Below are 25,985 nucleotides of genomic sequence, written 5' to 3'. Positions count from 1 at the left end.
ACCTGCAAGGGATGCCCTTGCAGGTTCTTTTCACTTCTTATTTATTAACCGGTACGATCGCGCCGTTCCACTCTTTTAAAATAAAGTCCTGAATTTCTTTAGAGTGCAGCACTTCGATCAGCGCCTTGATTTTTTCGCTGTTTTCATCCTCCTTGCGAACAGCCACAACGTTCACATAAGGGGACTCTTTATCTTCGATAGCTATCGAATCTTTTAGAGGATTTAATCCGTTATCGATCGCATAGTTGGAGTTAATCAGTACAGCATCGCCTTCTCCGTTGTTGTAAGCTTGCGGAAGGAGAGCTGGCTCGTAGTTATACTCAAACTTTAAATCTTTTTTGTTTTCCTCAATATCATCCAGCGTTGATTCTTCTTTCTTCACGCCTTCTTTCAGCTTAATAAGCCCTTCTTTTTCAAGCATAGTCAAAATACGTCCATGATCTGCTACAGAGCTGCTCATTAAAATCTTTGCGCCTTTTGGAAGGTCGTTAAGGCTTTTATATTTTTTAGAGTAAACACCGATCGGTTCAATATGAACGCCGCCGGCATTTACAAAGTCATAGCCATTCTCTTTCTTTTGCCCTTCAAGATAAGGGATGTGCTGGAAATAGTTTGCATCCAGATCTCCTTCTTCTAAAGACTTGTTTGGAAGCACGTAATCCTGAAATGTTTCAATTTTGAGGTCATAGCCTTTTTTCTCAAGCAACGGCTTAGCTTCTTCCAAAATGACTGCATGCGGAACATTGGATGCGCCAATGACGATTTCCTTATCATCCTTGCCGCCGTCTTTTCCTGCTTTCTCGTCTTTCTTATCATCTGAGCCGCCGCAGGCAGCAAGTGCAAATACTGCCAATGCAGTTAACAAAGCAAGTAACCATTTTTTCATTGTATTCCCCTCCTGAATATTTATCTCTTATCTAGTCTGTTGGTAATCAAGTCACCAATCATCTGAATCACAAACACGATAATTAAAATGACAACTGTTGCAACTAACATGACATCACTACGGCTCCGCTGGAATCCATCCAGGTAAGCGAGGTTTCCAAGACCGCCGGCGCCGATCACACCTGCCATCGCCGTATAGCCTACGAGAGCAATGGCGGTTACAGTAATTCCGGAAACAAGAGCCGGCATCGATTCCGGGAGCAGCACTTTGAAAATGATCGTACTTGTTTTTGCCCCCATCGCCCGTGCCGCTTCAATGACGCCTTTATCAATTTCCCGCAGACCAATTTCTACCATTCGTGCATAGAAGGGGGCTGCGCCAATAATAAGGGCGGGGAGCGCAGCATTCTCACCAATCATTGTACCGATCAGTGCTTTTGTAAATGGGATTAATAAAATGATTAGTATAATAAAAGGAATCGAACGGAAAATATTGACGAAAGCAGAGACAATACTATACATCGCTTTATTTTCCCAAATATTCCCTTTAGCTGTTAAAAATAACAGCAAACCGAGCAGTATACCCAGGATAAAAGTCGCCAATACAGATACGCCTGTCATATAAAGCGTTTCGTTGGTCGCTTCCCATATCTTTTCCCAATCTACGTTAGGGAACCATTGTTCAAGCATGGCTGATCACCTCCGAGCTGACTTCTTGCTTGTCGAGATAAGCCACCGCTTTCGCCAGTTCCTCCTGCTCGCCCGTCAAATGAACGAACAGCGAACCATACGCTCCGTTTTGCGTTTGAGAGACTTTCCCTTGTACGATATTTACCGCAATATTGAATTGGCGGATTAAATTTGTAATGACCGGCTGCTCTGCGTTTTCGCCGATAAATGTAAGCTTAACCACTTTGCCTTCAGGAAACTGTTCCAGCAAGTGGGCAATCGTTTCTTTGGATTCCTCCAATTCTGTTACTTGCTGAACAAACCGCTTGGTAATTGGCTGCTCCGGCGATTTAAACACGCTCAGCACCGGTCCAAGCTCGACAACGCGTCCAGCTTCCATGACAGCGACCCGGTGGCAAATCTTCCGGATCACATGCATTTCATGAGTGATGAGCACAATTGTCAGGCCGAGGCGCTTATTAATGTCCACAAGCAGATCTAAGATAGCATCTGTTGTTTGTGGATCAAGCGCTGATGTCGCTTCATCGCATAAAAGCACTTTCGGATCATTGGCGAGCGCCCTGGCAATACCGACGCGCTGCTTTTGTCCGCCGCTCAACTGTGAAGGATAGGAATCTCCCCTTCCTTCAAGACCAACTAGCTTAATCAGCTCCTCTACCTTCTTCAGCCGCTCCTCTTTGGCTACACCGGCAATCTCCAATGGAAAAGCAATATTGTCCCGCACGGTTCTGGACCAGAGAAGGTTGAAGTGCTGGAAGATCATCCCGATTTCCTGACGGGCTTGACGCAATTCTCTCCCCTTGATTTTTGACATTTCCCTGCCGGCTACCACAACCGAACCGGAAGATGGCGTTTCTAAGCCGTTGAACATGCGGATCAATGTACTCTTTCCGGCTCCGCTGTAACCGATGATGCCAAAAATCTCTCCTTTATCTATCGTTAAATCAATATCATCTACTGCCGTCACTTTTCCATTTTTTGTGGAAAAGACTTTCTTCACGTTTTCTATTGAAATCATTCGGCGGTTTTCCTCCATTCCACCCAGAAAATAAAAAGCCTTTCTGCAAAATGAGCAGAAAGGCGTAATTTAACAGGTTCCTTTCTCTCATCTCCCAAAGCACGGGGCTTTGTGTGAATTGGCACCTTTTCAACAAGCAATTTGCTGCTGACGGTTGCCGGGCTTCATCGGGCACATCCCTCCACCTCTCTTGATAAGAGCAGTATGCAGTATATTCTTCTTAGTGGAATTGATTTTATCATTATTCCTCGAAAATTGTCAATGACTCTTTCTAAAAATGTTTTTTCATGCACTGTCAGATGTTTCATAATAAGGACGGCACAACCAGAGCAAGGATTCAAACCACAGTTTCACCTGGTAAAAACCTGATACTTCCACCGCTCCCATGGCTTCATACAAGCGCAGCTGCCCTTGGCCTTCTAAAAGGGGCTCCACTCTTCCTGTCAGCTTTAAATGCCAATGATCTGTGCTTTCCTTTGAAAATTCCATCCCTTGATGACTGATCACCAGCAGCCAGCTTTCCTCTTCTCCTGTTAACAGGACACGCACCGGTTCGAGCGGGAGCAATGGCCAGATATGCGTTCTTCCCTGGCAAGCTGCCTGTACAGACGCTAACTTTTCTTTCATTTTTATTTCCCCCTCTGCTCTCTTTCACTTTAACTATAACTTCCAAGCAAAGGGGAAATTTCCTTTATTAATTGCTCGACAAAGTGCGCGCTGTCCAGCGCATGTTTTGACAAAATGAATGCGAAGCAAACGAAAGCATCAGCGTACTGGATGCACAGGGCTGTCCTAAAAAAAGCCGTTCCCATCAAGGAAACGGCTTTCAAGTATATTGATTCAGCTTTTCATATATATAAGGTACAGATTGGAAAGCATAAATTTTTTCCATCAGTTGTCCTTCTTGAAAAATCAGCAGGCAGGGCACGCTTTCCACACCATAGCGAATAGCAAACTCTTCATGATAATTTACATCCAGTCGAGCCCATGCAAAATGGCGGGCAATCTTCTCTGCAACCTCTACCATTTTCCCTGCGAGCTGGCAAGTTCCGCATAGCGGAGTGTATGCATAAACAGCTGCTAAACGGTTTGATTCGATCATGCCGCTGATCTCTTGTTCCTTCTGCATGTTATCCATCCTTTTGCAAAAACTCTCCGTGTACATCAATATTGGCGCCAAGCAGCACAGAAGCCAGATGACGGTAGGGAGCGGTAGCAACTTCTTTATAGACGCGGTCAATATATAAATGGCGGGCTTCAGGCAACTCGCGAATAAATTGCCGGCGCAGCTTTTCCCCTGCCTGATCGGCATCCACAAGGATGTAGACATCATGTCCTTCCAGGATATCAATCAGCTCATCCATCCGGCTTAATCCGATTGTGCCATTGGTACAAATGATTTCTACAGGTTCTCTCACAATCTCCTGTACTTTCTTCCGGTCTGAAGCCCCTTCCACAATAATTGTTTTTTCTGTACGCATACATATCCCTCCACCGTCTGAATATCTTGCCTTACAGTTCGACCTGTCTTTGTTGGGCACTTTAAAAAATGGCAAAAGAACACTTCCTGAGCTGGAAGTGTTCTTTGATCACTAATTAATCTTCCTGTGTCATTTCGTCATACTGCTCAGCGGTCATTAAGTTGTCCAGTTGAGCAGAATCAGATAATTCGACAACGACCATCCATGCTTTCTCATATGGTGATTCGTTCACGAATTCAGGATTATCGTCAAGCTCCTCGTTGACTTCAACCACTTTTCCGCTGACAGGAGCATATAGCTCAGAAACCGTTTTAACAGACTCTACGCTGCCAAATGGCTCATCAGCTTTGATTTCGTCTCCTACAGATGGAAGCTCAACAAACACGATATCCCCCAGCTCGGATTGCGCAAAATGCGTAATTCCAATACGGACTTTATCTCCTTCTGTTTTTACCCATTCATGTTCTTCTGAATAACGCAATTCTTTCGGTGTGCTCATGCAAATCCCTCCATTACCTGATCTCAATTAAAACTTTACTTATTATAAAGGCATAAAGCAAGAAAAACAGGCTTTATGCACCCTTTACAACCACTGCTTTTCAAATTCATCTTCTTTAAAGCCGACTGTTACATTTTCGCCATTTGTCGTTAGCGGCCGCTTAATAAGCATGCCGTCAGAAGCGAGCAGTTCCAGCAGCTCTTCATCGGAAGCGGTGCCTATCTTATCTTTCAATCCAAGCTCGCGATATTTTTTGCCGCTCGTATTGAAAAACTTTTTTAATTCCAGCCCGCTTTTTTGATACAGTTCTCTTAATTCTTCCTTAGAAGGCGGTTGTTCCACAATATGTATTTCTTGAAAAGCAACATTATGTTCTTCGAGCCATTTCTTCGCATTGCGGCACGTTCCGCACTTCGGATACCAGTAAAACGTTAATGACATTCTTTCATCAGCCTCCTCTTGTGCACAGCATCAGGCTTAAGACTATTTTCGCTATCTTTCTCGAATCTCCTGCCTCGCTAATTAAAATATAACTCCTTTTTATATAAAAGACAAAGCAAGTGCATAATGAAAGTTTGCTTTCCAGTCACCCCGCCGGAAGCAAGCACTAAAAACGCCCTGAAATATGACTTTTCAGGGCGCAGCTTCTTCCATCAAACGATATACTTTTCCGCTGCAATTAAACGGTCTGCTGCCTCACGCTTTTTCGCGATGACATTTATCGGAGTGTATCTCGTTAACTTACGGAGCACCGACATCATCATACGCAATGTGTCGCCTTCTTCAACCGCGATCAGCGTCTCTTTTGCGTCAGCTTCTATTTGATTGAATGCTTCCTGGCAGAAAATTTGCGTATACAGCAATTTTTGCTTCGCTTTTTCCTCTCCCGCTTTGGCTATCGCTTTTTCTGTTCGCAGTACGACAGACTCCATCGCATAAATGTTGTTGACGATGTCAGCGATATTGGCTAACACTTCTTGCTCTTTCTCAAGTGCTTTCCCATATTTTTGAACGGCCAAGCCAGCGGCGAGCAATCCTATTTTCTTGGCATTCTTCACTAGATACTTTTCCTGCTCAAGCGCCTCCGTGCCAACTTCCTCCGGCATCAGCATCATCACTTCGCTTTGCAGTTCCTTTGCTTTTTCAAACAGCGGCAATTCGCCTTTGAATGCCTTGCGGACATAGGTGCCCGGCACAAGCAGGCGGTTAATTTCATTCGTCCCTTCAAAAATACGGTTGATGCGGGAATCACGATACATTCTGGCAATTTCATATTCTTCCATGAACCCGTAGCCTCCATGAATTTGGACACCTTCGTCAACTACATAATCAAGCACTTCAGATCCAAAGAATTTGCCAAGTGAGCATTCGATTGCATATTCAGCGATAGAAGCTGCCACCGCCAATCCGTCCTTTTGTTCTTCTGCTGAAAGCTGGCTCATCCGATCCTCGAAATAACCAACTGTGCGGTAAATGGCACTTTCACTCGCATAAATTTTAGAAGCCATGTTGGCAAATTTCTCTTTCATAAGATTAAAAGAAGAAATCGGCGTTTTAAACTGCTGGCGCCCGTTTGCATACTTTAAGGAAATGTCCAGCGCCCGCTTGGAGCTTCCAACCGCGCCAACCCCTAATTTATAGCGGCCGATATTTAAAATGTTAAAGGCAATTACATGGCCTCTTCCAGCTTCACCAAGCAAGTTTTCTTTCGGCACTTCTGCATCTTGTAAGATAAGCGTGCGCGTGGACGAGCTTTTAATTCCCATTTTATCTTCTTCTGCTCCAGTGGACACACCCGGAAACTCCTTTTCTACGATAAAAGCAGAGAATTTGTCACCATCGATTTTCGCGTACACAACGAATACATCAGCAAACGCCGAGTTTGTAATCCACTGCTTTTCTCCATTTAATAGATAATGAGTACCGGCAGCATTTAATTTTGCTGTTGTTTTCGCTCCCAATGCATCCGAACCGGACCCTGGCTCCGTTAAGGCGTAGGCAGCAATTTTTTCTCCTGTCGCTAAAAACGGCAAATACTTTTGCTTTTGTTCTTCATTCCCAAACAAGACGATCGGCAAGGAGCCGATTCCTACGTGCGCTCCATGAGTAATAGAAAAGCCGCCGGCAATTGACATCTTTTCCGCAATTAGCGCAGAGCTGACTTTATCAAGGTTCAGTCCGCCATACTCTTCCGGTACATCCGCACTGAGCAGTCCAAGCTCTCCCGCTTCTTGAAGCAGTTTTACTGAACGGTCAAACTCATGCTTCTCCAAATAAGGGACTTGCGGCATCACACTGTTATGAACATACTCTTCTGTTGTTTTGGCGATCATTTTTTGCTCATCAGAAAAGTCTTCCGGTGTAAACACCTGGTCGCATGTTAGATCCTCAATCAGAAATGCTCCGCCTTTAACCGCTTGTTTTTCTGTTTGGTTTGCCATATAAGATTCCTCCCATTTCCCTTTTATTCGTTGAATTTACAATAATTCAAAGACGCCGGCTGCTCCCATTCCGCCGCCGATGCACATAGAAACCATTCCAAACTGCTCCCCGCGCCGCTTCATTTCATGCAAAAGCGTCAATGTCAGCTTTGCTCCCGAGCAGCCAAGCGGATGGCCGAGAGCAATCGCTCCGCCATTTACATTCACCTTGTCTTCATCCAGTCCAAGCTCTCTGATCACTTGGATCGATTGCGAGGCAAATGCTTCATTCAATTCAATGAGACCAATATCAGAAAGTTCCAGACCTGCAAGCTTTAAGGCTTTAGGGATGGCCACAACCGGACCGACTCCCATAATTTCCGGCGGCACTCCGCCAACCGCGAATGACCGGAATTTCGCCATCGGCTTTAATCCGAGAGTCTCTGCTCTTTCCCGCTCCATGACCATCACCGCTGCAGCGCCGTCGCTCGTTTGCGAGGAGTTCCCCGCGGTAACTGTCCCTTTTGCTGAGAACGCCGGGCGCAGCTTGGAAAGCACCTCCATATTTGTTCCTGGACGAACACCTTCATCCTGTGTGAACTGAATCGTCTTTTCTACTAACTTGCGATCCGCTCCTACTTGACGCATGGTTACCTCTACCGGGACAATTTCATCGGCAAATTTCCCATCGGCAATTGCTTGTGCTGCCCGCTGATGGCTTCGAACAGCGAAAGCATCTTGTTCTTCACGGGTAATGCCGAACTTTTTGGCTACTTCTTCCGCGGTATGCCCCATACTCATGTAATATTCCGGCATTTCCTCAGCGATGCGCAGATTCGGACGAACAACATGACCCATGACGGGGACAAGACTCATAGATTCTGCTCCGCCGGCAATAATTGTTTCAGCCTGGCCAGTCATGATCCGTTCAGCTGCATAGGCAATAGCCTGCAGCCCGGAAGAACAATAGCGATTGATTGTCACGGCCGGCACGTTGCAAGAAAGACCGGCGAGCGCCCCGATATTGCGGGCCATGTTTAAGCCTTGCTCCGCTTCGGGCATCGAACAGCCCATGATTAAATCATCGATTTCCCCTTCATACTTTCCAGCGCGTTTGATCGTTTCTTTTACTGCCACTGCCCCTAAATCATCCGGGCGGTATGTGGCGAGCGTTCCTTTCTTTGCCCGCCCGACAGGTGTTCTGGCGCCGGCAACGATTACCGCTTCTTTCATCAGCTTTCTCCCCCTTGCTTTTTCATCCGTACTGGAATCAGTAAACCATCTTGTTAGTTGCGCAGCGGCTTTCCTTTCATGAGCATATGCTGCATGCGCTGCTGCGATTTCGGCTCAGCAATCAAGCTAAGAAAAGCCTCCCGTTCAAGGTCCAGTAAATATTCTTCATCTACCTCTGTTCCAAACGGCAACTTTCCTCCAGCAATAACATAGGCAAGCTTCGACGCAATTTTAAAGTCATGTTCGGAAATAAATCCCGATTTCAGCATAGAACGAGCACCTAAAAGCAGCGCAGCATATCCGGTTTCCCCTACAACTGGAACTTTCTTTCTTTTTGGTGCCCGGTAATTGTTTTCATAAAGATACAAGGCAGCCTGCTTGGCATCATATAGCTGGTGGTCACTGTTCACACTGATTCCATCCGCTGCTGCAAGGAAGTTATTCTCCTTTGCTTCCGCAGCCGATGTCGACGTTTTTGCCATGGCAATCTTTTCAAACACCTGATTAGCCACCGCCTGCAAGTCAAATGGCACACCATTTGCCATCTTCTCTAAGTGTCTGATGTACAGCTCTTTGTTTCCGCCGCCGCCCGGAATCAGTCCGACACCAACTTCCACAAGTCCCATATATGTTTCTGAGCTTGCTTGAATATGCGCAGCCGGAAGGCAAACTTCCGCCCCTCCGCCCAGTGTCATCGCAAATGGGGCAGCAACAACAGGCTTGCTGCAGTATTTCACTTTCATCATCGCTTGCTGGAATCCTTTTACAACCATCTCAACTTCCCAGAGGTTGTCATCTTGGACCTCCAGCAAAATCATAGCTAAATTTGCGCCAACACAGAAATTCTTGCCTTGGTTTCCAATCACGAGACCTTTATAATGCTTCTCCGTTTCATCAACCGCGTAGTTCACCATTTGAACGATGTCCGCCCCAATGGCATTGTTCGGAGAATGAAATTCAAGCAATACCACTCCGTCGCCAATATCAATCAAGCTGGCGCCGCTGTTCTTTTTCAAAACTTTCCCTTGTTTCTTCAGCTTTTTTAGGTCAATCACTTTCTCGCTGACCGGCACCTTTTGATACTCTCCCTGGTGATAAAAATACCTTTCGCCGTCTTCTTCTTTATAGAAAGATGGATGATCACTTTTCGCCAGCTCCTTCACCCACTCAGGCACATCCAGTCCGCTGGCTTCCATTTTTTGAAGAGAGGTTTCTAGGCCGATCGCGTCCCATATTTCAAAGGGCCCTTGCTCCCAGCCGAAGCCCCATTTCATGGCCTGATCGATCGAAACCATGTCATCGGCAATTTCTCCTGTCAATCGAGCGGAGTAAACGAGGACTGGCGCGATAGTGTTCCATAAGAAGCTCCCTGCTTGATCCTCACTGTAAATGAGCGTTTTCCATGTGGCCGCTAATCCTTTTTGCTGCTTCGCTAACTCTATTGAAGCCGCTTTCAATTTCTTTCGTTCATGATATTCCAGTGTTTCTGGATTAATCTCCAAGATGGACTTGCCTTCTTTCTTAAAGAAGCCCTGCCCGCTTTTTGCGCCAATCCAGCCGTTATCACGCATCTTCTTCATGAATACCGGCACATCAAACACTTGCTTTTCTTCCCCTTCTACTTGCTCATAGACGTTGTTGGCCACATGAATAAATGTATCAATACCGACGACATCAAGCGTGCGGAATGTTGCACTTTTCGGACGGCCGATCAAAGGGCCTGTGATCGAATCTACTTCCCCGGCGGAAAGGCCCGAAGTCAGCATTTCTTGAACGGTTTTCAGCAAGCCGTATGTGCCGATACGGTTAGCAATAAAATTCGGGGTATCCTTAGCGACGACAACTCCTTTGCCGAGTACATCCTCACCAAATTGCTTCATATAGTCGAGCACCTGCGGATCTGTTTCTTTTGTCGGAATTACTTCAAGCAGTTTTAAATACCGCGGCGGATTAAAAAAGTGAGTGCCAAGAAAATGACGGCGGAATTCTTCAGACCGCCCTTCTGCCATAGCTTCAATAGATATTCCTGAAGTATTGGAACTGACAATGCTTCCCGGCTTGCGGTATCTTTCAACCTTTTCAAATAACTGTTTTTTCACTTGCAAATTCTCTACTACTACTTCAATAATCCAATCTACATCTTTTAATTGCTCCGCATGGTCCTCTAGGTTCCCTGCTGTAATCAACTGTATATTTTCTTTAGATGTCAGCGGGGCAGGCTTTTGTTTCAATAACTTTTTTAACGCGTGCGCAGCCAATTTATTTCTGACCTCTGCGTCGTTGAGCGTTAAACCTTTTTTTTCCTCTTCTTTTGTAAGCTCGCGCGGAATAATATCTAATAATAAAGTCGGGATGCCGATATTCGCCAAATGAGCAGCAATGCCTGAACCCATTACTCCTGATCCTAAAACAGCGGCTTTTTGAATATGCTGAACCAACATTTTTTCCCCCTTGCATCTTTTGAATGAATACTCATTCATTATTTATATTACTAATATAACTCAACACTTCATTTGGTGCAACGGGTAAAGAAGGAAAAATGAAAATTTTCAAACTTTATTGAGTTTAAAATAAAATATTCCTTAACAAAATAAAAGCTGTTGCTAAAAACCCCAAGCAACAACTTAAATCACCAACATACATATCGCCCCATTATATGAATGTCCGCTGCTCTGATATCTTTTCTTCTGACAAAATCTCGAAAGCGACATGCCCATACCTTTATTCAGTCATTCAACCATTCATAGCATCAACAGCCCTGCAAGCAAGTCGCCATTACTTAAAAATTCTTTAATCTCTTCAATTGAAATACCTAGCTTTTTCGCCTCCCATATTAAATCTACCCATTCCTGATCAATAAATTGACCTTCCTGCATTACTTTACCCCCTAATACAGGCAACCCAGCCATCTTAGTGATATTCACCTTAGACCTGTGGCTTTGCGTCCTTATTTTTCAATAAGTTTGCCTTTTTCATAGATTCTTTATTTTTAGGCTCTGTTCAAGAACCTGGTTGCTTTTTTATCGCTTTCTCTGCAGGCTTGCACTTTTCTCGCTCTGTTCTGTCTAAAGTTCCTATTCACTCGCTTTTCTCTCTATGGTGAACGAATGTGAAATCAATATAAACTACTGACAGCATCTATTTTTTATAGTCTAATTTTACCGTATTATTTATTGAAAGCGCATTATTTTTCGTTATACATCTTTCGCTAATAGCTTGTCAGCTCTTCTATATTATTGTCGGTTTCCCGGGAAATAGTTAATATACATTGCTAAGAAGAAATACCCCCTATTCTAGCCCATTATCTTTACAGTTCTTGACTCCTATAGGAATTTTACTTGAATTTGAAAATCATTATCAATTATAGTTGACATTCATTCTCAATTGGAATATGATAAAAGCATGAACAGCTTACTTGTCCCGTTGCTGTTCTGTCATCGGAAAAAATAATATGCACAACGGCCATGCGGTTGCCCACCAGCATGGCCCCCCTTTGCAAACAAAGCGGCCGGAAATCTCCGGCCGCTCATTTAATAATAGAGAACATTCACTTTTCTGCATTTAATAATAGAGAACATTCACTTTTCTGCACTTAACACAAGTTTCATAGTATTGGTTTCCCTGAAATTGATGATCACAGTTTTGCTGGATGAATTGCAGGCGATTCTGCAAGAATAGAAGCTTTGTTTTTAATTGATTTATCTCTTCTTCAATTTTATGGACATTCATGGCCATTCCTCCCGCAGTTACTGATACACCTTGCTGCCGGCTTGCTTAAATTCCTCTGCTTTTTCTTCCATTCCCTTTCTGATTGCTTCGTTTGTATCCAGTTTGTTTTCTTTTGCATAGTTACGGATATCTTGAGAAATTCTCATGCTGCAAAATTTCGGACCGCACATGGAACAGAAATGGGCCGTTTTTGCCCCTTCGGCAGGCAACGTCTCATCATGATATTCCAGCGCGCGTTCAGGATCGAGCGATAAGTTAAATTGGTCTTTCCAGCGAAATTCAAATCGCGCTTTTGACAGGGCGTCATCCCTTTTATGAGCCCCGGGGTGCCCTTTAGCCAGGTCGGCGGCGTGGGCCGCAATTTTATAAGTCACCACACCTGTGCGCACATCATCCCGATTAGGCAAGCCTAAATGCTCTTTCGGTGTGACATAACAGAGCATTGCCGTGCCGTACCAGCCAATCATCGCTGCTCCGATAGCTGAAGTAATATGATCATAGCCCGGAGCAATATCGGTTGTCAGCGGGCCGAGCGTATAAAATGGCGCCTCTTGGCAAACCTCCAGCTGCTTATCCATATTTTCTTTAATCAGGTGCATCGGCACATGGCCAGGACCTTCTACCATCACTTGAACATCATGCTCCCAAGCGATCTTCGTCAGCTCTCCAAGTGTTTCTAATTCAGCAAACTGCGCTTCATCGTTTGCATCGGCAATCGACCCAGGGCGCAATCCATCTCCAAGGGAAAAGGAAATATCATACGCTTTCATAATTTCACAAATTTCTTCAAAGTGAGTATACAAAAAGTTTTCTTGATGATGATATAAACACCATTGCGCCATAATCGAACCGCCGCGGGAAACGATCCCTGTCATACGCTTGGCCGTCAGCGGCACATATCGAAGAAGAACACCCGCATGAATCGTAAAATAATCTACCCCTTGTTCTGCCTGCTCAATCAAAGTATCGCGATACACTTCCCAGGTAAGATCTTCCGCTATACCATTTACCTTTTCCAACGCTTGATAAATAGGAACTGTCCCAACCGGAACCGGTGAATTGCGGATAATCCACTCGCGTGTCGTATGGATGTTCTTGCCCGTGGATAAATCCATGATGGTATCCGCTCCCCAGCGGGTCGCCCAGGTCATCTTTTCCACTTCTTCCTCAATGGAAGAGGAAACGGCAGAGTTGCCGATATTCGCATTGATTTTGACGTGAAAGTTGCGGCCGATAATCATTGGCTCGATTTCGGGATGATTAATATTAGCCGGAATAATCGCTCGTCCTCTTGCTACTTCTTCACGGACAAATTCAGGAGACATGTTTTCCCTCAGAGCGATAAACTCCATTTCTGGAGTGATAATGCCCTTTTTGGCATAATGAAGCTGTGTAACATTTTTCCCCTTTTTCGCCCGCAGCGGCTGACGCTCTAGTCCCGGGAAAACTTGATGGTTTGCTCGGGGGTCGTTTTCATCTTTGTAGCCATTGTCCTCAGGTTTTATTTCTCTCCCTTTATAGCTTTCTGTATCGCTGCGCTCCTTTATCCATGGACTGCGAATAGCCGGCAGCCCCTTTGTACTATCTATCACATAAGTCGGATCAGTATATGGACCGCTCGTATCATATACCCGCACTGGCGGATTCTCCTCTTCACCGAATGTGCCTGCCGTCGGACTTAATTGAATTTCCCGCATCGGCACCTTTATATCTGGCCGCGTCCCTTTCACATATACTTTTTTACTTCCTGAAAAACTAGACATAATGGACATGTTTTTTTCGTTCAATGAAAATGTGGACATAAAAAAAACTCTCCTTTTCAGCGTATTCAGCGGTTCAGGACGAGATTTAGGGCATAACCATGCGGAAAAGCTGGCAGATACATCAAAAAAAGCCGGTTTCCAACAATGGATGGACCCGGCTAATATGTATGCAGAAGCAGTCATGATCAATAATTGTTCTAACTTCCCCACGCTGGTATGAACCAGATCAGGTCCCAAGAGTCAAGAAACTTCAACGCGTTTCTTTCTCAGCCCAGCTCATTGGACTCCCCTAGTTATAACTATTCAATTTGTTTCCATTATACATGAAACTGTCTAAAAAAGTAAAGGTGTTTTCAGAAAATTCCTTTTTATCTTATAATCGTTTGTCGTTCCAGAAGTTTTGGACAACATGAGCGGATGGATCATACGTCTGTAAGCGATAGCCTTCCTTCGTTAAAAGTTGGAGAATCTGCGGAAGCAGTTCAGCTGTAATTTTTTTCTCATGCAACAAAATGACAACGTGCTGATCGCCTCTTTTCTTTTGCATCTTAATTCCTGCTTGAATGTTTTGCAAAATGCGCGCTTTTGAACTGGTGTTATATTTCCAGTCTTCGCTGTCTATATCCCAATCCCAAAGGCGATAGCCTTTTTTGGACATGGCATCACGAAATGGCTGTTTTAAATAAGGAGAGCTGCCAAACGGAGCACGAACCAATACGGAGGACCGGCCAGTGACGCTTTTCAGTGTGCGATTCGTCTTTTCCATTTCATTCATAAAGCTTTGCGGTGAATGATAGAGCGTATTCACCTTGTGCGTAACACTGTGAAGAGCAAGATAGTGTCCTTCAGCAGCCGCCCTCTTTGCCGCAGCCTGGTATCTGTGAATATTCGGCTCTATATAGAAAAACGTCGCTTTCACCCGATGAGAAGCAAGTATATTTAAAATACTGGCTGATTGCTGGCTTGGCCCGTCGTCAAAAGTCACATAGGCAATTGGCCCCTTAGCCGGCTGCGGGCTGTTCAAACGATCAAAAAATGATTGATTTGCCTTTAAGAATTCCTCGTTAGACAACTTGGCTCCGGCTTTTGTATAAAGGCGCACCGTGTGATTCTTACTTAAGTAGTCTGCTTGGAATCCAAACTGCTGGGCAATCCAGCGAATACCAATGTAAAATTGCCCGTTTTCTTTGTGTATAACCGCCGAGCCGGCAGGCTTCCCGTTCAACGATGCTTCCTTCGTTTTTATGTTCACTGTCAGCTGCTGGCCGTTCTTTTCAAATATGTACACTTCATCAGTCTTCTGGACCGTTTGTTTGATATACAAGTAGCGTGCCAGCTTTTCAGCTGGAGCCACTGCCTGATTGTCAATAATAAACGCCTCTCCCGTAGTAAACGGCAGCATTTTGTCATGAAGTCCGATATAAATATTCTTTTTTCCGGCTGCATACGCCTTTTCCCCTCCGCCTGCCACAAGCAACAGCAATACAAAACTGCACATGATCATTAATTTGTTTCTCATCTTTTCATCCCTTTTCTCCCTGCTAATCTTTCTTTCTATTTTTCTCCAATATAATACAGTATTTTTTCTTTTATTACAAATAGATTAAAAATATTACTTTCCATATCAAAAAAATCCCTTTCTTAGCCATCATCATTTTTCGGATGCTCTAAAACCAGGAACAGCCATTAAATTTTATGCAGCCAAATGCTCTTTATCCCTTTTTTCTGTACAGAGGGAGCTGCGATAAAAAAAGGACAGCACACCACGTGTGCTGTCCTTTTTTCTTCCTATGAATCGCCGCCTTTTTTCATAAGGGTTTCCTTCAATTCCTTCTTTTTATCTTTCTTTACTAATACATAGAGCACATCTTCTGGGAGAAGCCTCGTTGCTCCCTCCGGAGTAATAAGCCTCTCCCCTCTCACCACCGCGGTAATCAATGTCTTCGGCGGCAAGCGGACTTCATGAATTTGTTTATTCGCTGCCGGTGATTCTTCAAGGATGCGCATTTCTACCATTTCGCTGTTTGCCTTACCAATAGAAATTAATTCCAAGCTGTGGGAGGATTGCGCCTTTTTTCCCGTTCCGGTTACGTTAAACAGTTCTGCTGCTTTAGAAATTGTCGTTCCTTGAATAACGGTGGACAGCAGAACAACGAAAAAGACAACATTAAACATCAGCTGGCCATGCTCCAGTCCTTCTACCAGCGGGTATGTGCCAAGGATGATCGGCACCGCTCCTTTTAAGCCAGCCCATGAAATGAAGAGCTTTTCTTTTATATTGATGTTCGAAAAAAACAAGCTGACAAATACACCAATAGGCCGGGCAATAAGCATTAAAAAAACAGCCAAGGCAATTCCCTGCCAAGCAACATGGAGCAATTCGCCCGGAAAAACAAGAAGGCCTAAAATCATAAACATGACCATTTGCATCATCCATGCCAGTCCCTCATTAAACCCAAGAATAGAATGGCGATAGGTTAGGTCGGCATTTCCAATAATGATCGCCATTACATATACCGCCAAAAACCCGCTCGCATTCATAATCGTGACTGTACTAAAAGCAAAGATCGCTAAAGCAATAGATAGAACCGGATAAAGCCCGGAGGAGTCGAGGTTAATTTTATTAATGATCCAAATAGAGAGGATACCGAACATAATTCCTAGAATCAGTCCAACTCCCATTTGCCAAAAAAAGCTGAAAACGAGGTGAAGAGGTTCAAATGAGGGTGATTGAATCACTTGAATTAAACTAATGGTTAAAAAGATAGCCATCGGATCGTTGGAAGCTGACTCAGCTTCAAGCACGGTTGTCAGCTTTTGTTTCACGTTCTTGTTTCCAAGTACACTGAATACAGCTGCGGCATCCGTCGAACCGACAATTGCCCCGACAAGCAGGCCTTCTGCCCACGTTAAATCAAGAATAAATTTGGCAGCCGCCCCAACTGTGACAGTGGTGACAACGACTCCTATCGTAGCAAGCGACAAGGAGGGTTTATATACCTTCTTCACGCTTTCCCACTTTGTCTGCAGGCCCCCTTCAAATAAAATAATGACTAAGGCAACCGTTGCGAGGAGCTGAGCAAGCCAGGCATTATCAAAAAAGACAAAACGATTTAATATCATGCCGACAACAATAAACAGCACAAGGGACGGCAAACCGAGCCTTGTGGAGAACTTGGCCCCGATGACACCAGCCAGCAAAAGAATAGATACAGCTAAGATAATGTTTTCAATCGTAAAATTCATCGCACTCTCCTTTCAGAAAATAAGGTCTTCTTATTAAATCTTATAACACCCTCTGGATTTTTCCAACGTAAATGACTGCATTCAAAAGATAAAAACATCTTACTCTCCGTTTATTAACTCCTTCCATAACATTTAAAGGAAAAAAATAAATTATGAAAAAAGTAGGAGTTTTTAATTTATATATATTTATGTGTTTCCGAACAAATGAAAGAGGCTATATAACAACCGTACACCAAATAATCCATTGAAGGAGATGAGAGAAATGGCAGAAAACAATAACAACAATCGCGAGAATAAAATGAGCTTAGAAGAAGCTGGACGCAAAGGCGGAGAAACGACTGCCCGCAATCACGATAAGGAATTTTACCAAGAAATCGGCAAAAAGGGCGGCGAAGCCACCGCTGAAAAACATGGGAAAGATTTCTATCAGGAGATTGGCGAAAAGGGCGGAAATGCCCGCGCGGAACAAAGAGAATCTAATAAATAATATTTTTAAAATAACGGTTTAAATTATTTAAAAAGAGGAAATAAAAACCATATGGTTCATTAAATTAAAAAGGAGATGTATAAAATGGCAAGAAAAAACAACGAAAACAATGAAAACAAAATGAGCCTAGAGGAAGCTGGACGCAAAGGCGGAGAAACGACTGCCCGCAATCACGATAAGGAATTTTATCAAGAAATCGGACAAAAGGGCGGCGAAGCCACTGCTGAAAACCACGACAAAGACTTCTATCAAGAAATCGGCAAAAAAGGCGGCGAAGCCACTGCTGAAAACCACGACAAAGATTTCTATCAAGAAATCGGACAAAAAGGCGGCGAAGCCACTGCTGAAAACCACGACAAAGACTTCTACCAAGAAATCGGCAAAAAAGGCGGCGAAGCGACCTCCGAAAATCACGATAAAGACTTCTATCAAGAAATTGGTGAAAAAGGCGGAAAGGCTCGCGCAGAACAACGTGACAACGATTAACTGCTGCACACAACAAAACCAGGCCCATTCATTCGGGCCTGGTTTTGTTGTTGCTAGATAATTTGTTCGCGACGTTCTTCCTCTTCCTTCACTGCTTCACTCTTTGTAAATAAGCTCACTACAATAAAGACAATTGCCGACAATGGCAACGCGTAAAATAACGGATCAATATGCGTCATTGGGTACACAAACAACGTGTCTTTTCCGAACAATGCTTTAGAGAGGCCTAGAACGGCCGCCTCCTTTTCATGCAAGAACAGAAAACCAAAAATACTTACGGCAAAACCGACAATCATACTTGCTTTTGCACCTGTGCTTGTTGAGTTTTTCCAGAAGAAGGCGCCAATCATTACCGGCAAAAATCCGGCCGCACATATGCCGAACCAGAAAGCAGTCGCTTGGGCAATGACACCGCCAGGCAATACATAAGATAGCGCAACAGCGGCCACAATGCCGAGAAGCACGCCGATACGGGAAGCATCTATTCCAAATACCGACCGAATGCCGAAGCTTTTTAAGATATCTTGTCCAAAAGCCGAGCCTTGTAAATGAATTAAAGAGCTGATCGTTGAAATCGCCGCTGATAACAAGGTTAAAGTAAATAGATAAACAAACCATTCTGGCATCAAATGATTAATAAAAGCAGGAATCACAAGGTCCACGTTTCCTTTTGCCACCTCTATGGACAGCTTTCCTAGATGTTCTTGAAAGTACAGGTTACTAATTGGTCCCAGCATAAAAGCGGCACCGGTCATAAAGAAAATGAATACCCCGCCGACAATAACAGAGCGGTAAAGCGCTTGATTATTTTTTACTGTCATAAACCGCATTACAAGCTGCGGCTGTGCCAGCACTCCGATTCCCACTCCCATAACAATTGTACTTACTAGTGTCCACCAGATCGGAGACCCTAATTCCGGCATGGAAGTCCAGCCGCGATGGCCCTGCTCGACTAGAGATTGGGGAACCAGATCTTTCATAGCTGTTAATCCAGCATGTCCGTCAATGACACCGCCCACAGCCTTGTATCCCATGAACAAGAAGATGGCCATGCCAATAAACATGACGATCGCTGCAAATGCGTCCGTATACATAACAGCCTTAATTCCCCCGCTTAATACATAAAAACCAACGATGACGGCCAATACTAACAGTGCGATATTATAGTCCATCGAAAGAGTTTCCTGGAGAAACCGGCCTCCGCCCACTAGAACGATACTCGTGTAAGCCGGCATTAATACGAAAATAACAATCCCTGAAAACACAGTAATAAACTTTGATTGATAACGCTTTCCTAAAAGTTCAGCAAAGGTGTAGGCTCCCAGCTGTTCGGAAACCTTTCGGATGCGGGTTCCAAAAAACACAAAGGAGACAAAAACGCCAAAAACAATATTGAGAAAGCAGAGCCATAACAGACCAAAGCCATGTAATGACGCGACACCGCCAAAGCCGATTAAAGAAGACGTGCTTATAAAAGTGGCCCCATAGGAAAGTGCCATAACTGTAGGATTAATTCCCCGTCCGCCTACTAAATAATCAGCTTCGGACCTTGTAGTTTTATAGCCATAATAAGCAAGCGCCGACATAATGCCTAAATAAAGTAAAAGTATTGGAATTAATACAGCAAAATTCACTTAGCTCACTCTCCCTCTCCGCGGTTCCACATAACCACTCCAAAAATAATGCAGCCAACCATCGATAAAATCGTCCCCAGCCATGCAAAAGCAATAATTGGATCTTCCATACCAAACATAGGTCATTTCCCCCTTTTATATAACCTTCCCAAAAGCGAAAAGTACTTGTAACAAAAGCGCCGATTCAAAGCAAGCTCCTGTTACAAGCAGACTTTTATTCTTATCCTTGCTATCCCCTTGCAGAATAAAAAGCGTGATGTTATTTCTCTGTAGCTGTCTTTTTGTAGCGGGCATGAATGTTATTGTGCTTATAAGTTCCAGCCTCGCTAAATTCGATTAATTCCATTGACAGAGCCAGGTAACGATTAGCGAAAAGATCAGCAAAATGGTCTTTCATTACCTGAAACAGCTCATCGCATACCATCTTCTTTACTGATTCCGGCCGGCCCGCTCCAATTTTCAAGACAGCATGGACAAAGGCATCATCCTCTGTGCCGTCGGCGATAACGTAATCATGCAGTTCGATCGCCCGGGAACGAATCCCGCCGATTGGAAATGTTCCATCATAAGAGATAAGCAGCTGATTTACCTTTTTCAGCAAAGCCGGTATCTCAGCCTCTGCTTTAATATTATCTGTATACTCGATAATGAAATGAGGCATAGGCATTTCCCTCCCTTCTCATGTTGTTTGTTTAGACGCTTCTTCTTGCGGCACTGGACCAATGCCAAATAAATCATCGCCTACAATTGTATTGATGAGACGGCCGATGCCTTCAATTTCAGTAATGACTTCATCGCCGACTTTCGTGTCAACGGAGCCTTTTGGTGTACCCGTCAAAATGACATCCCCTTCATTCAGCGTCATAAAGCTGCTCAAGTATTCAATCAGATAAGGAATATCAAATACCATGTCCTTCGTATTGCCTTCCTGGGTCACCTTTCCATTTACATATGTTTTCAGCGACAAATTCATCGGATCAGGGATATCCTTCTTATCAACGAACCAAGGGCCGATTGGTGTACATGTATCCCGATTTTTCACCCGCAAGTTAGGGCGGTAATAGTTCTCCAAATAATCGCGGATAGCATAGTCGTTAGCAATCGTGTAGCCTGATACATACTCGTAGGCCTCTTCCCTTTTTATATTTCGTGCCGGACGGCCAATAACAACGGCCAGCTCACACTCATAATGCATGTATTCCACATCTGCCGGCCGCCGGGTTTGTCCGCGGTGGCCGATAAAAGTATTCGGCCCTTTTAAGAAAACGAGAGGCTCTTCCGGCGCCTTAAAAGACAATTCGGCCGCATGATCTGCGTAATTCAGACCAAGGGCAAAGACTGTCTTCGGCTCAAACGGCGGAAGCCAGACAACGGCTTGTTCTTCTACTATCCGTCCGTCATTAAGCTGCAGCCGCCCATCCTTTTCTACAGCGTCATGAATCGCTCCGGCATAAGCTACTTTCGCTCGTCTCATTGTGACTCCTCCTTTGCTTGCCCCTCAGACAGAACTATATTTTCAAGTGCACCCAATCCTTCAATCTCGATGCGCACTTGATCATCCGCTTTTGCCAGAGGTGCATTCTCAGGAACGCCTGCTAAAAGGACATCTCCTTCGTTTAATGTCATAAAGTCCGTTACCTCTGCCAATAACTTAGCGATTGGCCGAATTAAATTGGCTGTGGTGTTTTCCTGGCGCAGCTCCCCGTTAATATAGACGCGAGTGTATAACTGGTCAGGATCTTGAATCGCTTCCCTCTGTACTATCCAAGGCCCAACCGGACAAAAGCCGTCTCGTGCTTTTTGCCTGATCGCCGGGCGATAGACGCTTTCATGTGGAACACTTACATCGTTGACAATCGTGTAGCCAGCTACATAATCCAATGCGTCCTCTTCCTTTAGCCGCGTGGCTGTCCGGCCGATAACAATGCCAAGCGCTGCTCCGATCTCCAGCGCTTCTACTCCTTCCGGAAGAAGCACCGGCCGGCTGTGGCTATTAATTGTATTTGCAGGCTTGATATAAAGAACAGGTGCTTTCGGCGCTGCTTTATAAGGCGCTTCATGAACTGCTTCTCCGAGTAATTCAAGCGCTCCTTTATAGTTTAATAGCGTTCCGTATATCGTTCCGGACACCGGTGCATCAAACATTAGCTCATTCAAACGGAAGGAACGCCCCGCTTTCTCGATTTTCCCTTCCGCCAGTTTTATATAAATTTCATCCGATTGCAGTTTACCTTGAAATTTTGCCTTTGCTGTTATCATTCATTTCGCACTCCTTTGGCAGTAAATGAGTTCCGGATTTTCTAGGCACTTTCACTAGGACGCTTTAACGCACCAAAAAATCTTTCATGAAAAATCCAGACAGGAGGAAAGGGGAGGCATCTGGCTGCTCCCCTCCTTTCCCGTTTGTTCATAGTTTTAACGGTTGTATGGCCATTTGACGAAACTGCGATTAAATCACCAGTTCTTCCTTATGGATATACTCGCTTACTTCCGTCGTCTCGTTTTGTTTGCCAGCCGTATATTTCAGCCATTTGATGTTCACCTGCTTGGCATATGTGTCTGCAAAACATTCTTTCAGTTGAACGAGCAAAGAAGGCTGGCAGCCCGTCACCGACATTTGATGGCAGATACCTTTATATACCCGCCCTTCTATTTCTGCTTCGACGCGATAAATGCCAAGCTTTGGCAAGCGATACTCCTTGTCAATGTCCACTTTGATAAATTGGTGATTCTTATAAAACAGGGAGTTTTGTTGGACCCTGCCCCTCGTTTCATATGAAGAGCCAAGCAAGGAAGGAACTTTATCCACCTTCCCGGCAGCCAGCAATTCACGGATCGCCGTTGAACTGATTTTTTCTGCCTCCTGCTCAATCTTTTGAATCGTCGTCACTTCGAATTTGCCGGTTCCTGCTCTCGTAAGTGTCTCCATATTTCCTTTGCCTTTATGTCCATAATGATAATCAAAGCCGGCAACTACATGCTTGCTGTGTAAAGCTAAGATATAACGCTCGATGAAAGCTTCGGGGGAAAGCTGTGCAAAATCAGGCGTGAACTTCACAATGAATAATCGATCGACACCCAACTCCTGAAACCGCTCTTCTTTTAGCGGCAGCGGCGTTAAATACGTCATAGGTTCCTTAGAAGGGAAAAGAATATCCTTTGGATGAGGATAAAAAGTCATGACGTTAAATTGATAGCCTTTTGTTCTTGCTGCTGCTTTGGCTGCTTCCAGAATGCCGCGGTGACCGATATGCACTCCATCAAAAAAACCGAGCGCCAGTACACAAGGAGCGGACCCGGCTATTGCTGGGATCTCATTTGGGTGTTCAATGTGAATCGTTTCCATCTGCTGCACGTCCCCTTTCATGTCGTTTAAACGAGCTGCTCTTCCGCCAGCTGTCCGTATTTTCCTTCAAAGAAAGTAAGCGGAGCTCCTTCGCGCAGAACAATTTCCTGCACTTCACCGATAAACAGTGTATGGTCTCCCGCCACCTGCGTCGAATGCACGTTGCACACAATATTAGCAAGCGCCTCTTTAATGACCGGCATATCTTCCAGACGGCCGAACTCTGCTTCCCGCTTTTCTTTCAATTGTCCAGCGAATAGCATGGATACTTCCTGCTGCTCCGCTGCTAAAATATTGACGGCAAATTTGCCTGATTCTTTGATTTTGTCAAGCATTTTCGCTCTTTCGCCAATCGATATGACAACAAGCTTCGGGTTAAGGGACACGGACATGAAGGCGTTTGCCGTCATGCCGTGTGCTTCCCCATCCAGCTCTGTCGTAATAACTGTTACTCCTGTCGCGAATTTCCCCATTGCATTACGAAATAACCGATCATCCATTGTTGATTCCTCCGTTACTTGACATTAGATAATGAATTCAGGCTTCTTTTGGGCAAGCTTCGGTGCTTCAGTTTGAACAAGCTCTCCTGTTTCAATATCGATGAATGGAGAAGTTTCATTGAACCAGCTATCCGGTGCTTTAGCTCCCCAGAATGTTTGGCGGCGCGGATCGTTCAAGTCCCAGCGAATCGGTTCAAAGTCAGGATCACTCGTTAAGTAGTCACCGTTATACAGCTCGATGCGATGGCCATCCGGATCTCTTAAATATAAGAAGAAGGCATTAGATAAGCCATGTCTGCCAGGTCCCCGTTCAATGCTATCCGCATATCCAAGGGAAGCAAGAACATCACAGCAATGAATAAGAGCTAACGGGTCCGGCAGCCAGTAAGCAAAGTGGTGCAAACGCGGCCCTTCTCCATTCATGAATGCTTGATCATGAACGCTCGGCTTGCGGTGCAGCCAAGCCGCCCAAATGCTCTCATCTTCTGTCGCTGTATACTCAGAGCAGGCAAATCCCAGTTCATTAATAAAGAAATCGTAGGCCTTTTGCACATCCGGAACCGCACAGTTCACATGATCAATGCGCTGGATTCGAGCTCCTCGATACAAATCGTAACGCTGAAGGAGCCGCTCTGCTTTATCCATTTTGCAAAAGAATTCCAGCGGCAGGCCGGATACATCCTGCACATGAAGCGCTCGGCCAACCGCATGCTGCGAACCTTCCTCCAGCCATTTTGTTTTTAAGCCCTTTGACTTAAAGAGTTCTGCCAGCTTATCGAGGTCTTCTTCTTTCTCTACTTTATAACCGAGTGCATGAACGCCCACTTTGTCTGATTTTTTCAATACAAGGCTGTGATGGACATGTTCTTCCAAGCCCCTTAAGTAAATGCATTCATCCTTACTTTCTGTTTCAATAAAACCTAAAGCGTCGACATAAAATTTTCTTGAGCGTTCAAGATCCTTTACATTCAGTACTGTTCTGGCGATGCGGATAATATTAAAATCCATTTGCCCCTGCCTCCCTTTTGCTTATCGATATGAATTATTTTTGGACGAGTTCCTCTGAGCGGTCTAAGAACTCTTTCACGCGATCCACATATTCCTGCTTGTCATAACCGTTGTACAAGGCGCTCGCCATGCGCACCGGATCACCGAAGAAGAAGCGCTCGTATAATGTTTGTCTTGTTCCGAACGCGCTCATGCAGACATCCCATGCTAAGCGGTACAATTTCACGCGGTCGTAAGCGTTTCCAGTCGCTGACTGCAAGTACTTATCGAGATCCGGACGGATATCGGAGTTGAAATCAGCCTCATTCGGAATGGCCATTAAGCCGCTGGCGCCGAGCAATTGCATAATTTCACTGAAGCGCGGATAAATTTTTGGGTAGTAGTTGCGGGCGATGTTTAACGGTGTGAAATCCGGTGTCATGATGCCCCATTTGTCAATTTTGGCATTCGCTTCGGAAGCTGTCAGGTACGCTTTTACCGTTTCTAATGCCATAATAATTTCAGAGGCTTTCTCTTGAACGTGCTGATATTGGCCGATGTTAATCGTCTCGATCATCAATTGGACCAATCCAAGAATAAATTCTGTTTTCGCCACGTTTTTCGAAACAACCTGATGCGTCATATGAACGACCGCATTGCTTTCGTTGTATGCCTGGTTGCAGACACCAACATCTCCGAGAGCGAAGACGCGATCCCACGGAACAACCACATCATCAAACACAACGATCGTATCCATTTCTTCAAAGCGCGAACCAAGCGGGTGATCAAAATTAGACTTTCCGTAATCGAAGGACTCACGGCAAATGAACTTTAATCCTGGCGTGTTGTTCGGAATAGAGAAAGCGTACGCATAAGGATTTTCCTCTTCTGCCTGCTTTAACAGCGTGGAAGGGAACACCATAATCTCATCTGTAATCCCGCCTTGAGTAGCCAGCAAACGGGCTCCTTTAATAACAACACCTTCTGAAGTTTTCTCCTTAATGCGAGCTGCAATATACGGATCTGGCAATTGTGCTGCATTGACGCCGCGATTGACTTGCGGCTGGATGAGAGTGTGCGTTAAAGATAAATCATTTTCGCGGCAGTATTCGTAATATTTCGACATATTTTGAGCGTAAAACGGGTCCTGCTTGCCGAACATTTCTGATGCTGAACCGTAGGCCATCATGCCGACGTTGATATAGTCTGGTGAACGTCCCATCATTCCATTGTTATGGCGAGCCCACTCCTGCATCATTCTGCGGCGCATTTCCAAGTCTTCCTTCGTTCTCGGCTGAATAAAAGAGGTTCCGACACGATCGCCTGTCGCAGGTGATTCATATGTCATAAACTCCTTCTTCTTTGGGTCATGCTGCATATCATACAATTCAGCTTGAGTCTTCATCACGCCTTTAAATGACGGATGCTCAGAGATGTTTCCTTTTACCTGTTCTCCGTTAATCCATATATTTGCTTGCGCTTGGTCTACTCTTTCAATATACTCTTTACCTGTTTTAGCTGGCATCTTACTCGCTCCTTCTCTAGTGAAAGTAGAAGGCGCCCGCTTAGCGCCTTCATCTT

At 44.7% G+C, this 25,985-nt stretch carries 26 protein-coding genes, 1 pseudogene and 3 riboswitches; of the genes and pseudogenes, 2 read left to right on the top strand and 25 right to left on the bottom strand.

Going from position 1 to position 25,985, the window contains the following annotated elements:
- Window positions 1–37 precede the first annotated feature (37 nt).
- The 16 genes from B1A98_RS15840 to B1A98_RS15765 all read right to left on the bottom strand — a co-directional run bounded on the left by B1A98_RS15840 (window position 38) and on the right by B1A98_RS15765 (window position 16,964).
- A complete protein-coding gene (locus B1A98_RS15840) occupies window positions 38–886 on the bottom strand; it encodes a MetQ/NlpA family ABC transporter substrate-binding protein (protein ID WP_063385237.1) in 849 nt (282 codons plus the stop codon).
- Window positions 887–906: 20 nt separating this feature from the next.
- Complete coding sequence (locus tag B1A98_RS15835) at window positions 907–1,575, bottom strand: methionine ABC transporter permease (protein ID WP_063385236.1); 669 nt, start codon at window positions 1,573–1,575, stop codon at window positions 907–909.
- Window positions 1,568–2,593 carry a methionine ABC transporter ATP-binding protein gene (locus B1A98_RS15830; protein ID WP_063385235.1) on the bottom strand — a complete coding sequence of 342 codons (1,026 nt, stop codon included), beginning with the start codon at window positions 2,591–2,593 and terminating at the stop codon, window positions 1,568–1,570. Before B1A98_RS15830 ends, B1A98_RS15835 begins: the two co-directional genes overlap by 8 nt.
- Before the next feature lie 84 nt (window positions 2,594–2,677).
- A riboswitch (SAM riboswitch) is annotated at window positions 2,678–2,793 on the bottom strand.
- 85 nt (window positions 2,794–2,878) lie between these two features.
- On the bottom strand, window positions 2,879–3,220 hold the full coding sequence (locus B1A98_RS15825; protein ID WP_063385234.1) for a hypothetical protein: 342 nt from the start codon (window positions 3,218–3,220) through the stop codon (window positions 2,879–2,881).
- Between the two features lie 199 nt (window positions 3,221–3,419).
- Window positions 3,420–3,722, bottom strand: coding sequence for a thioredoxin family protein (locus tag B1A98_RS15820; protein ID WP_082821765.1), 303 nt, complete (start codon window positions 3,720–3,722; stop codon window positions 3,420–3,422).
- A 1-nt stretch (window position 3,723) separates the two neighbouring features.
- On the bottom strand, window positions 3,724–4,074 hold the full coding sequence (locus tag B1A98_RS15815; protein ID WP_063385232.1) for a toprim domain-containing protein: 351 nt from the start codon (window positions 4,072–4,074) through the stop codon (window positions 3,724–3,726).
- Window positions 4,075–4,189: 115 nt separating this feature from the next.
- A complete protein-coding gene (gene gcvH, locus B1A98_RS15810) occupies window positions 4,190–4,573 on the bottom strand; it encodes a glycine cleavage system protein GcvH (RefSeq protein ID WP_063385231.1) in 384 nt (127 codons plus the stop codon).
- 84 nt (window positions 4,574–4,657) lie between these two features.
- On the bottom strand, window positions 4,658–5,014 hold the full coding sequence (locus B1A98_RS15805; protein ID WP_063385230.1) for an arsenate reductase family protein: 357 nt from the start codon (window positions 5,012–5,014) through the stop codon (window positions 4,658–4,660).
- Between the two features lie 212 nt (window positions 5,015–5,226).
- Window positions 5,227–7,014, bottom strand: a complete 1,788-nt coding sequence (locus tag B1A98_RS15800) for an acyl-CoA dehydrogenase family protein (protein WP_063385229.1) — start codon at window positions 7,012–7,014, stop codon at window positions 5,227–5,229.
- Window positions 7,015–7,050: 36 nt separating this feature from the next.
- Window positions 7,051–8,226: an acetyl-CoA C-acetyltransferase gene (locus B1A98_RS15795; protein WP_063385228.1), complete on the bottom strand. Its 1,176-nt coding sequence runs from the start codon at window positions 8,224–8,226 to the stop codon at window positions 7,051–7,053.
- 53 nt (window positions 8,227–8,279) lie between these two features.
- Window positions 8,280–10,667, bottom strand: a complete 2,388-nt coding sequence (locus B1A98_RS15790; RefSeq protein ID WP_063385227.1) for a 3-hydroxyacyl-CoA dehydrogenase/enoyl-CoA hydratase family protein — start codon at window positions 10,665–10,667, stop codon at window positions 8,280–8,282.
- A gap of 300 nt (window positions 10,668–10,967) precedes the next feature.
- Window positions 10,968–11,102 (bottom strand): anti-repressor SinI family protein, encoded by a 135-nt coding sequence (locus B1A98_RS15785; protein ID WP_082821764.1) that lies wholly within the window; start codon window positions 11,100–11,102, stop codon window positions 10,968–10,970.
- A gap of 16 nt (window positions 11,103–11,118) precedes the next feature.
- Window positions 11,119–11,204: riboswitch (cyclic di-GMP riboswitch) on the bottom strand.
- 583 nt (window positions 11,205–11,787) lie between these two features.
- Window positions 11,788–11,955: a hypothetical protein gene (locus B1A98_RS15780; RefSeq protein ID WP_063385226.1), complete on the bottom strand. Its 168-nt coding sequence runs from the start codon at window positions 11,953–11,955 to the stop codon at window positions 11,788–11,790.
- A 17-nt stretch (window positions 11,956–11,972) separates the two neighbouring features.
- Window positions 11,973–13,757: a phosphomethylpyrimidine synthase ThiC gene (thiC, locus tag B1A98_RS15775; protein WP_063385225.1), complete on the bottom strand. Its 1,785-nt coding sequence runs from the start codon at window positions 13,755–13,757 to the stop codon at window positions 11,973–11,975.
- Between the two features lie 147 nt (window positions 13,758–13,904).
- Window positions 13,905–14,019, bottom strand: a riboswitch (TPP riboswitch).
- Window positions 14,020–14,091: 72 nt separating this feature from the next.
- A complete protein-coding gene (locus B1A98_RS15770; RefSeq protein WP_063385224.1) occupies window positions 14,092–15,237 on the bottom strand; it encodes a polysaccharide deacetylase family protein in 1,146 nt (381 codons plus the stop codon).
- Window positions 15,238–15,506: 269 nt separating this feature from the next.
- On the bottom strand, window positions 15,507–16,964 hold the full coding sequence (locus B1A98_RS15765; RefSeq protein WP_063385223.1) for a potassium/proton antiporter: 1,458 nt from the start codon (window positions 16,962–16,964) through the stop codon (window positions 15,507–15,509).
- A 262-nt stretch (window positions 16,965–17,226) separates the two neighbouring features.
- On the opposite strand from B1A98_RS15765, the pseudogene B1A98_RS15760 reads away from it, so the two are divergent.
- Together B1A98_RS15760 and gsiB are read left to right on the top strand one after the other, a co-directional pair.
- Window positions 17,227–17,439: pseudogene (locus B1A98_RS15760) on the top strand (KGG domain-containing protein); the annotation flags it as partial.
- 96 nt (window positions 17,440–17,535) lie between these two features.
- Window positions 17,536–17,937, top strand: coding sequence for a glucose starvation-inducible protein GsiB (gsiB, locus tag B1A98_RS15755; protein WP_063385222.1), 402 nt, complete (start codon window positions 17,536–17,538; stop codon window positions 17,935–17,937).
- Window positions 17,938–17,990: 53 nt separating this feature from the next.
- Here gsiB and B1A98_RS15750 read toward each other — a convergent pair whose 3' ends face one another.
- The 9 genes from B1A98_RS15750 to hpaB form a co-directional block, all read right to left on the bottom strand.
- On the bottom strand, window positions 17,991–19,571 hold the full coding sequence (locus B1A98_RS15750) for a sodium:solute symporter family protein (protein ID WP_063385221.1): 1,581 nt from the start codon (window positions 19,569–19,571) through the stop codon (window positions 17,991–17,993).
- A 5-nt stretch (window positions 19,572–19,576) separates the two neighbouring features.
- A complete protein-coding gene (locus B1A98_RS20980) occupies window positions 19,577–19,690 on the bottom strand; it encodes a symporter small accessory protein (protein ID WP_327809365.1) in 114 nt (37 codons plus the stop codon).
- 140 nt (window positions 19,691–19,830) lie between these two features.
- The gene (locus B1A98_RS15745) at window positions 19,831–20,232 is read right to left on the bottom strand and encodes a 5-carboxymethyl-2-hydroxymuconate Delta-isomerase (RefSeq protein ID WP_041095710.1); all 402 of its coding nucleotides are present in this window, start codon (window positions 20,230–20,232) and stop codon (window positions 19,831–19,833) included.
- Between the two features lie 18 nt (window positions 20,233–20,250).
- A complete protein-coding gene (locus B1A98_RS15740; RefSeq protein ID WP_063385220.1) occupies window positions 20,251–21,045 on the bottom strand; it encodes a fumarylacetoacetate hydrolase family protein in 795 nt (264 codons plus the stop codon).
- Window positions 21,042–21,830, bottom strand: a complete 789-nt coding sequence (locus tag B1A98_RS15735) for a fumarylacetoacetate hydrolase family protein (RefSeq protein WP_063385219.1) — start codon at window positions 21,828–21,830, stop codon at window positions 21,042–21,044. The genes B1A98_RS15740 and B1A98_RS15735 overlap by 4 nt, the downstream gene beginning before the upstream one ends.
- 190 nt (window positions 21,831–22,020) lie before the next feature.
- A complete protein-coding gene (locus B1A98_RS15730; protein ID WP_063385218.1) occupies window positions 22,021–22,917 on the bottom strand; it encodes a cytidyltransferase in 897 nt (298 codons plus the stop codon).
- A gap of 26 nt (window positions 22,918–22,943) precedes the next feature.
- Window positions 22,944–23,417 carry a flavin reductase family protein gene (locus B1A98_RS15725; RefSeq protein WP_063385217.1) on the bottom strand — a complete coding sequence of 158 codons (474 nt, stop codon included), beginning with the start codon at window positions 23,415–23,417 and terminating at the stop codon, window positions 22,944–22,946.
- A 24-nt stretch (window positions 23,418–23,441) separates the two neighbouring features.
- A complete protein-coding gene (gene hpaD, locus B1A98_RS15720) occupies window positions 23,442–24,425 on the bottom strand; it encodes a 3,4-dihydroxyphenylacetate 2,3-dioxygenase (protein ID WP_063385216.1) in 984 nt (327 codons plus the stop codon).
- Between the two features lie 34 nt (window positions 24,426–24,459).
- A complete protein-coding gene (gene hpaB, locus B1A98_RS15715) occupies window positions 24,460–25,929 on the bottom strand; it encodes a 4-hydroxyphenylacetate 3-monooxygenase, oxygenase component (protein WP_041094545.1) in 1,470 nt (489 codons plus the stop codon).
- Between the last annotated feature and the right edge of the window lie 56 nt (window positions 25,930–25,985).

Origin of the sequence: Pseudobacillus badius (assembly GCF_002189605.1) — a bacterium.
Classification (GTDB): domain Bacteria; phylum Bacillota; class Bacilli; order Bacillales; family Domibacillaceae; genus Pseudobacillus; species Pseudobacillus badius.
The sequence above is the reverse complement of the archived record's forward strand: the minus strand, read 5'-3'. Positions and strand labels throughout refer to the sequence as shown.

Bases quoted from the DNA above. Each gene is read 5' to 3' on its own strand.
- B1A98_RS15840 (WP_063385237.1), bottom strand. From the start codon at position 886: ATGAAAAAATGGTTACTTGCTTTGTTAACTGCATTGGCAGTATTTGCA.
- B1A98_RS15835 (WP_063385236.1), bottom strand. From the start codon at position 1,575: ATGCTTGAACAATGGTTCCCTAACGTAGATTGGGAAAAGATATGGGAA.
- B1A98_RS15830 (WP_063385235.1), bottom strand. From the start codon at position 2,593: ATGATTTCAATAGAAAACGTGAAGAAAGTCTTTTCCACAAAAAATGGA.
- B1A98_RS15825 (WP_063385234.1), bottom strand. From the start codon at position 3,220: ATGAAAGAAAAGTTAGCGTCTGTACAGGCAGCTTGCCAGGGAAGAACG.
- B1A98_RS15820 (WP_082821765.1), bottom strand. From the start codon at position 3,722: ATGCAGAAGGAACAAGAGATCAGCGGCATGATCGAATCAAACCGTTTA.
- B1A98_RS15815 (WP_063385232.1), bottom strand. From the start codon at position 4,074: ATGCGTACAGAAAAAACAATTATTGTGGAAGGGGCTTCAGACCGGAAG.
- gcvH (WP_063385231.1), bottom strand. From the start codon at position 4,573: ATGAGCACACCGAAAGAATTGCGTTATTCAGAAGAACATGAATGGGTA.
- B1A98_RS15805 (WP_063385230.1), bottom strand. From the start codon at position 5,014: ATGTCATTAACGTTTTACTGGTATCCGAAGTGCGGAACGTGCCGCAAT.
- B1A98_RS15800 (WP_063385229.1), bottom strand. From the start codon at position 7,014: ATGGCAAACCAAACAGAAAAACAAGCGGTTAAAGGCGGAGCATTTCTG.
- B1A98_RS15795 (WP_063385228.1), bottom strand. From the start codon at position 8,226: ATGAAAGAAGCGGTAATCGTTGCCGGCGCCAGAACACCTGTCGGGCGG.
- B1A98_RS15790 (WP_063385227.1), bottom strand. From the start codon at position 10,667: ATGTTGGTTCAGCATATTCAAAAAGCCGCTGTTTTAGGATCAGGAGTA.
- B1A98_RS15785 (WP_082821764.1), bottom strand. From the start codon at position 11,102: ATGCAGGAAGGTCAATTTATTGATCAGGAATGGGTAGATTTAATATGG.
- B1A98_RS15780 (WP_063385226.1), bottom strand. From the start codon at position 11,955: ATGAATGTCCATAAAATTGAAGAAGAGATAAATCAATTAAAAACAAAG.
- thiC (WP_063385225.1), bottom strand. From the start codon at position 13,757: ATGTCCACATTTTCATTGAACGAAAAAAACATGTCCATTATGTCTAGT.
- B1A98_RS15770 (WP_063385224.1), bottom strand. From the start codon at position 15,237: ATGAGAAACAAATTAATGATCATGTGCAGTTTTGTATTGCTGTTGCTT.
- B1A98_RS15765 (WP_063385223.1), bottom strand. From the start codon at position 16,964: ATGAATTTTACGATTGAAAACATTATCTTAGCTGTATCTATTCTTTTG.
- gsiB (WP_063385222.1), top strand. From the start codon at position 17,536: ATGGCAAGAAAAAACAACGAAAACAATGAAAACAAAATGAGCCTAGAG.
- B1A98_RS20980 (WP_327809365.1), bottom strand. From the start codon at position 19,690: ATGTTTGGTATGGAAGATCCAATTATTGCTTTTGCATGGCTGGGGACG.
- B1A98_RS15745 (WP_041095710.1), bottom strand. From the start codon at position 20,232: ATGCCTCATTTCATTATCGAGTATACAGATAATATTAAAGCAGAGGCT.
- B1A98_RS15740 (WP_063385220.1), bottom strand. From the start codon at position 21,045: ATGAGACGAGCGAAAGTAGCTTATGCCGGAGCGATTCATGACGCTGTA.
- B1A98_RS15735 (WP_063385219.1), bottom strand. From the start codon at position 21,830: ATGATAACAGCAAAGGCAAAATTTCAAGGTAAACTGCAATCGGATGAA.
- B1A98_RS15730 (WP_063385218.1), bottom strand. From the start codon at position 22,917: ATGGAAACGATTCACATTGAACACCCAAATGAGATCCCAGCAATAGCC.
- B1A98_RS15725 (WP_063385217.1), bottom strand. From the start codon at position 23,417: ATGGATGATCGGTTATTTCGTAATGCAATGGGGAAATTCGCGACAGGA.
- hpaD (WP_063385216.1), bottom strand. From the start codon at position 24,425: ATGGATTTTAATATTATCCGCATCGCCAGAACAGTACTGAATGTAAAG.
- hpaB (WP_041094545.1), bottom strand. From the start codon at position 25,929: ATGCCAGCTAAAACAGGTAAAGAGTATATTGAAAGAGTAGACCAAGCG.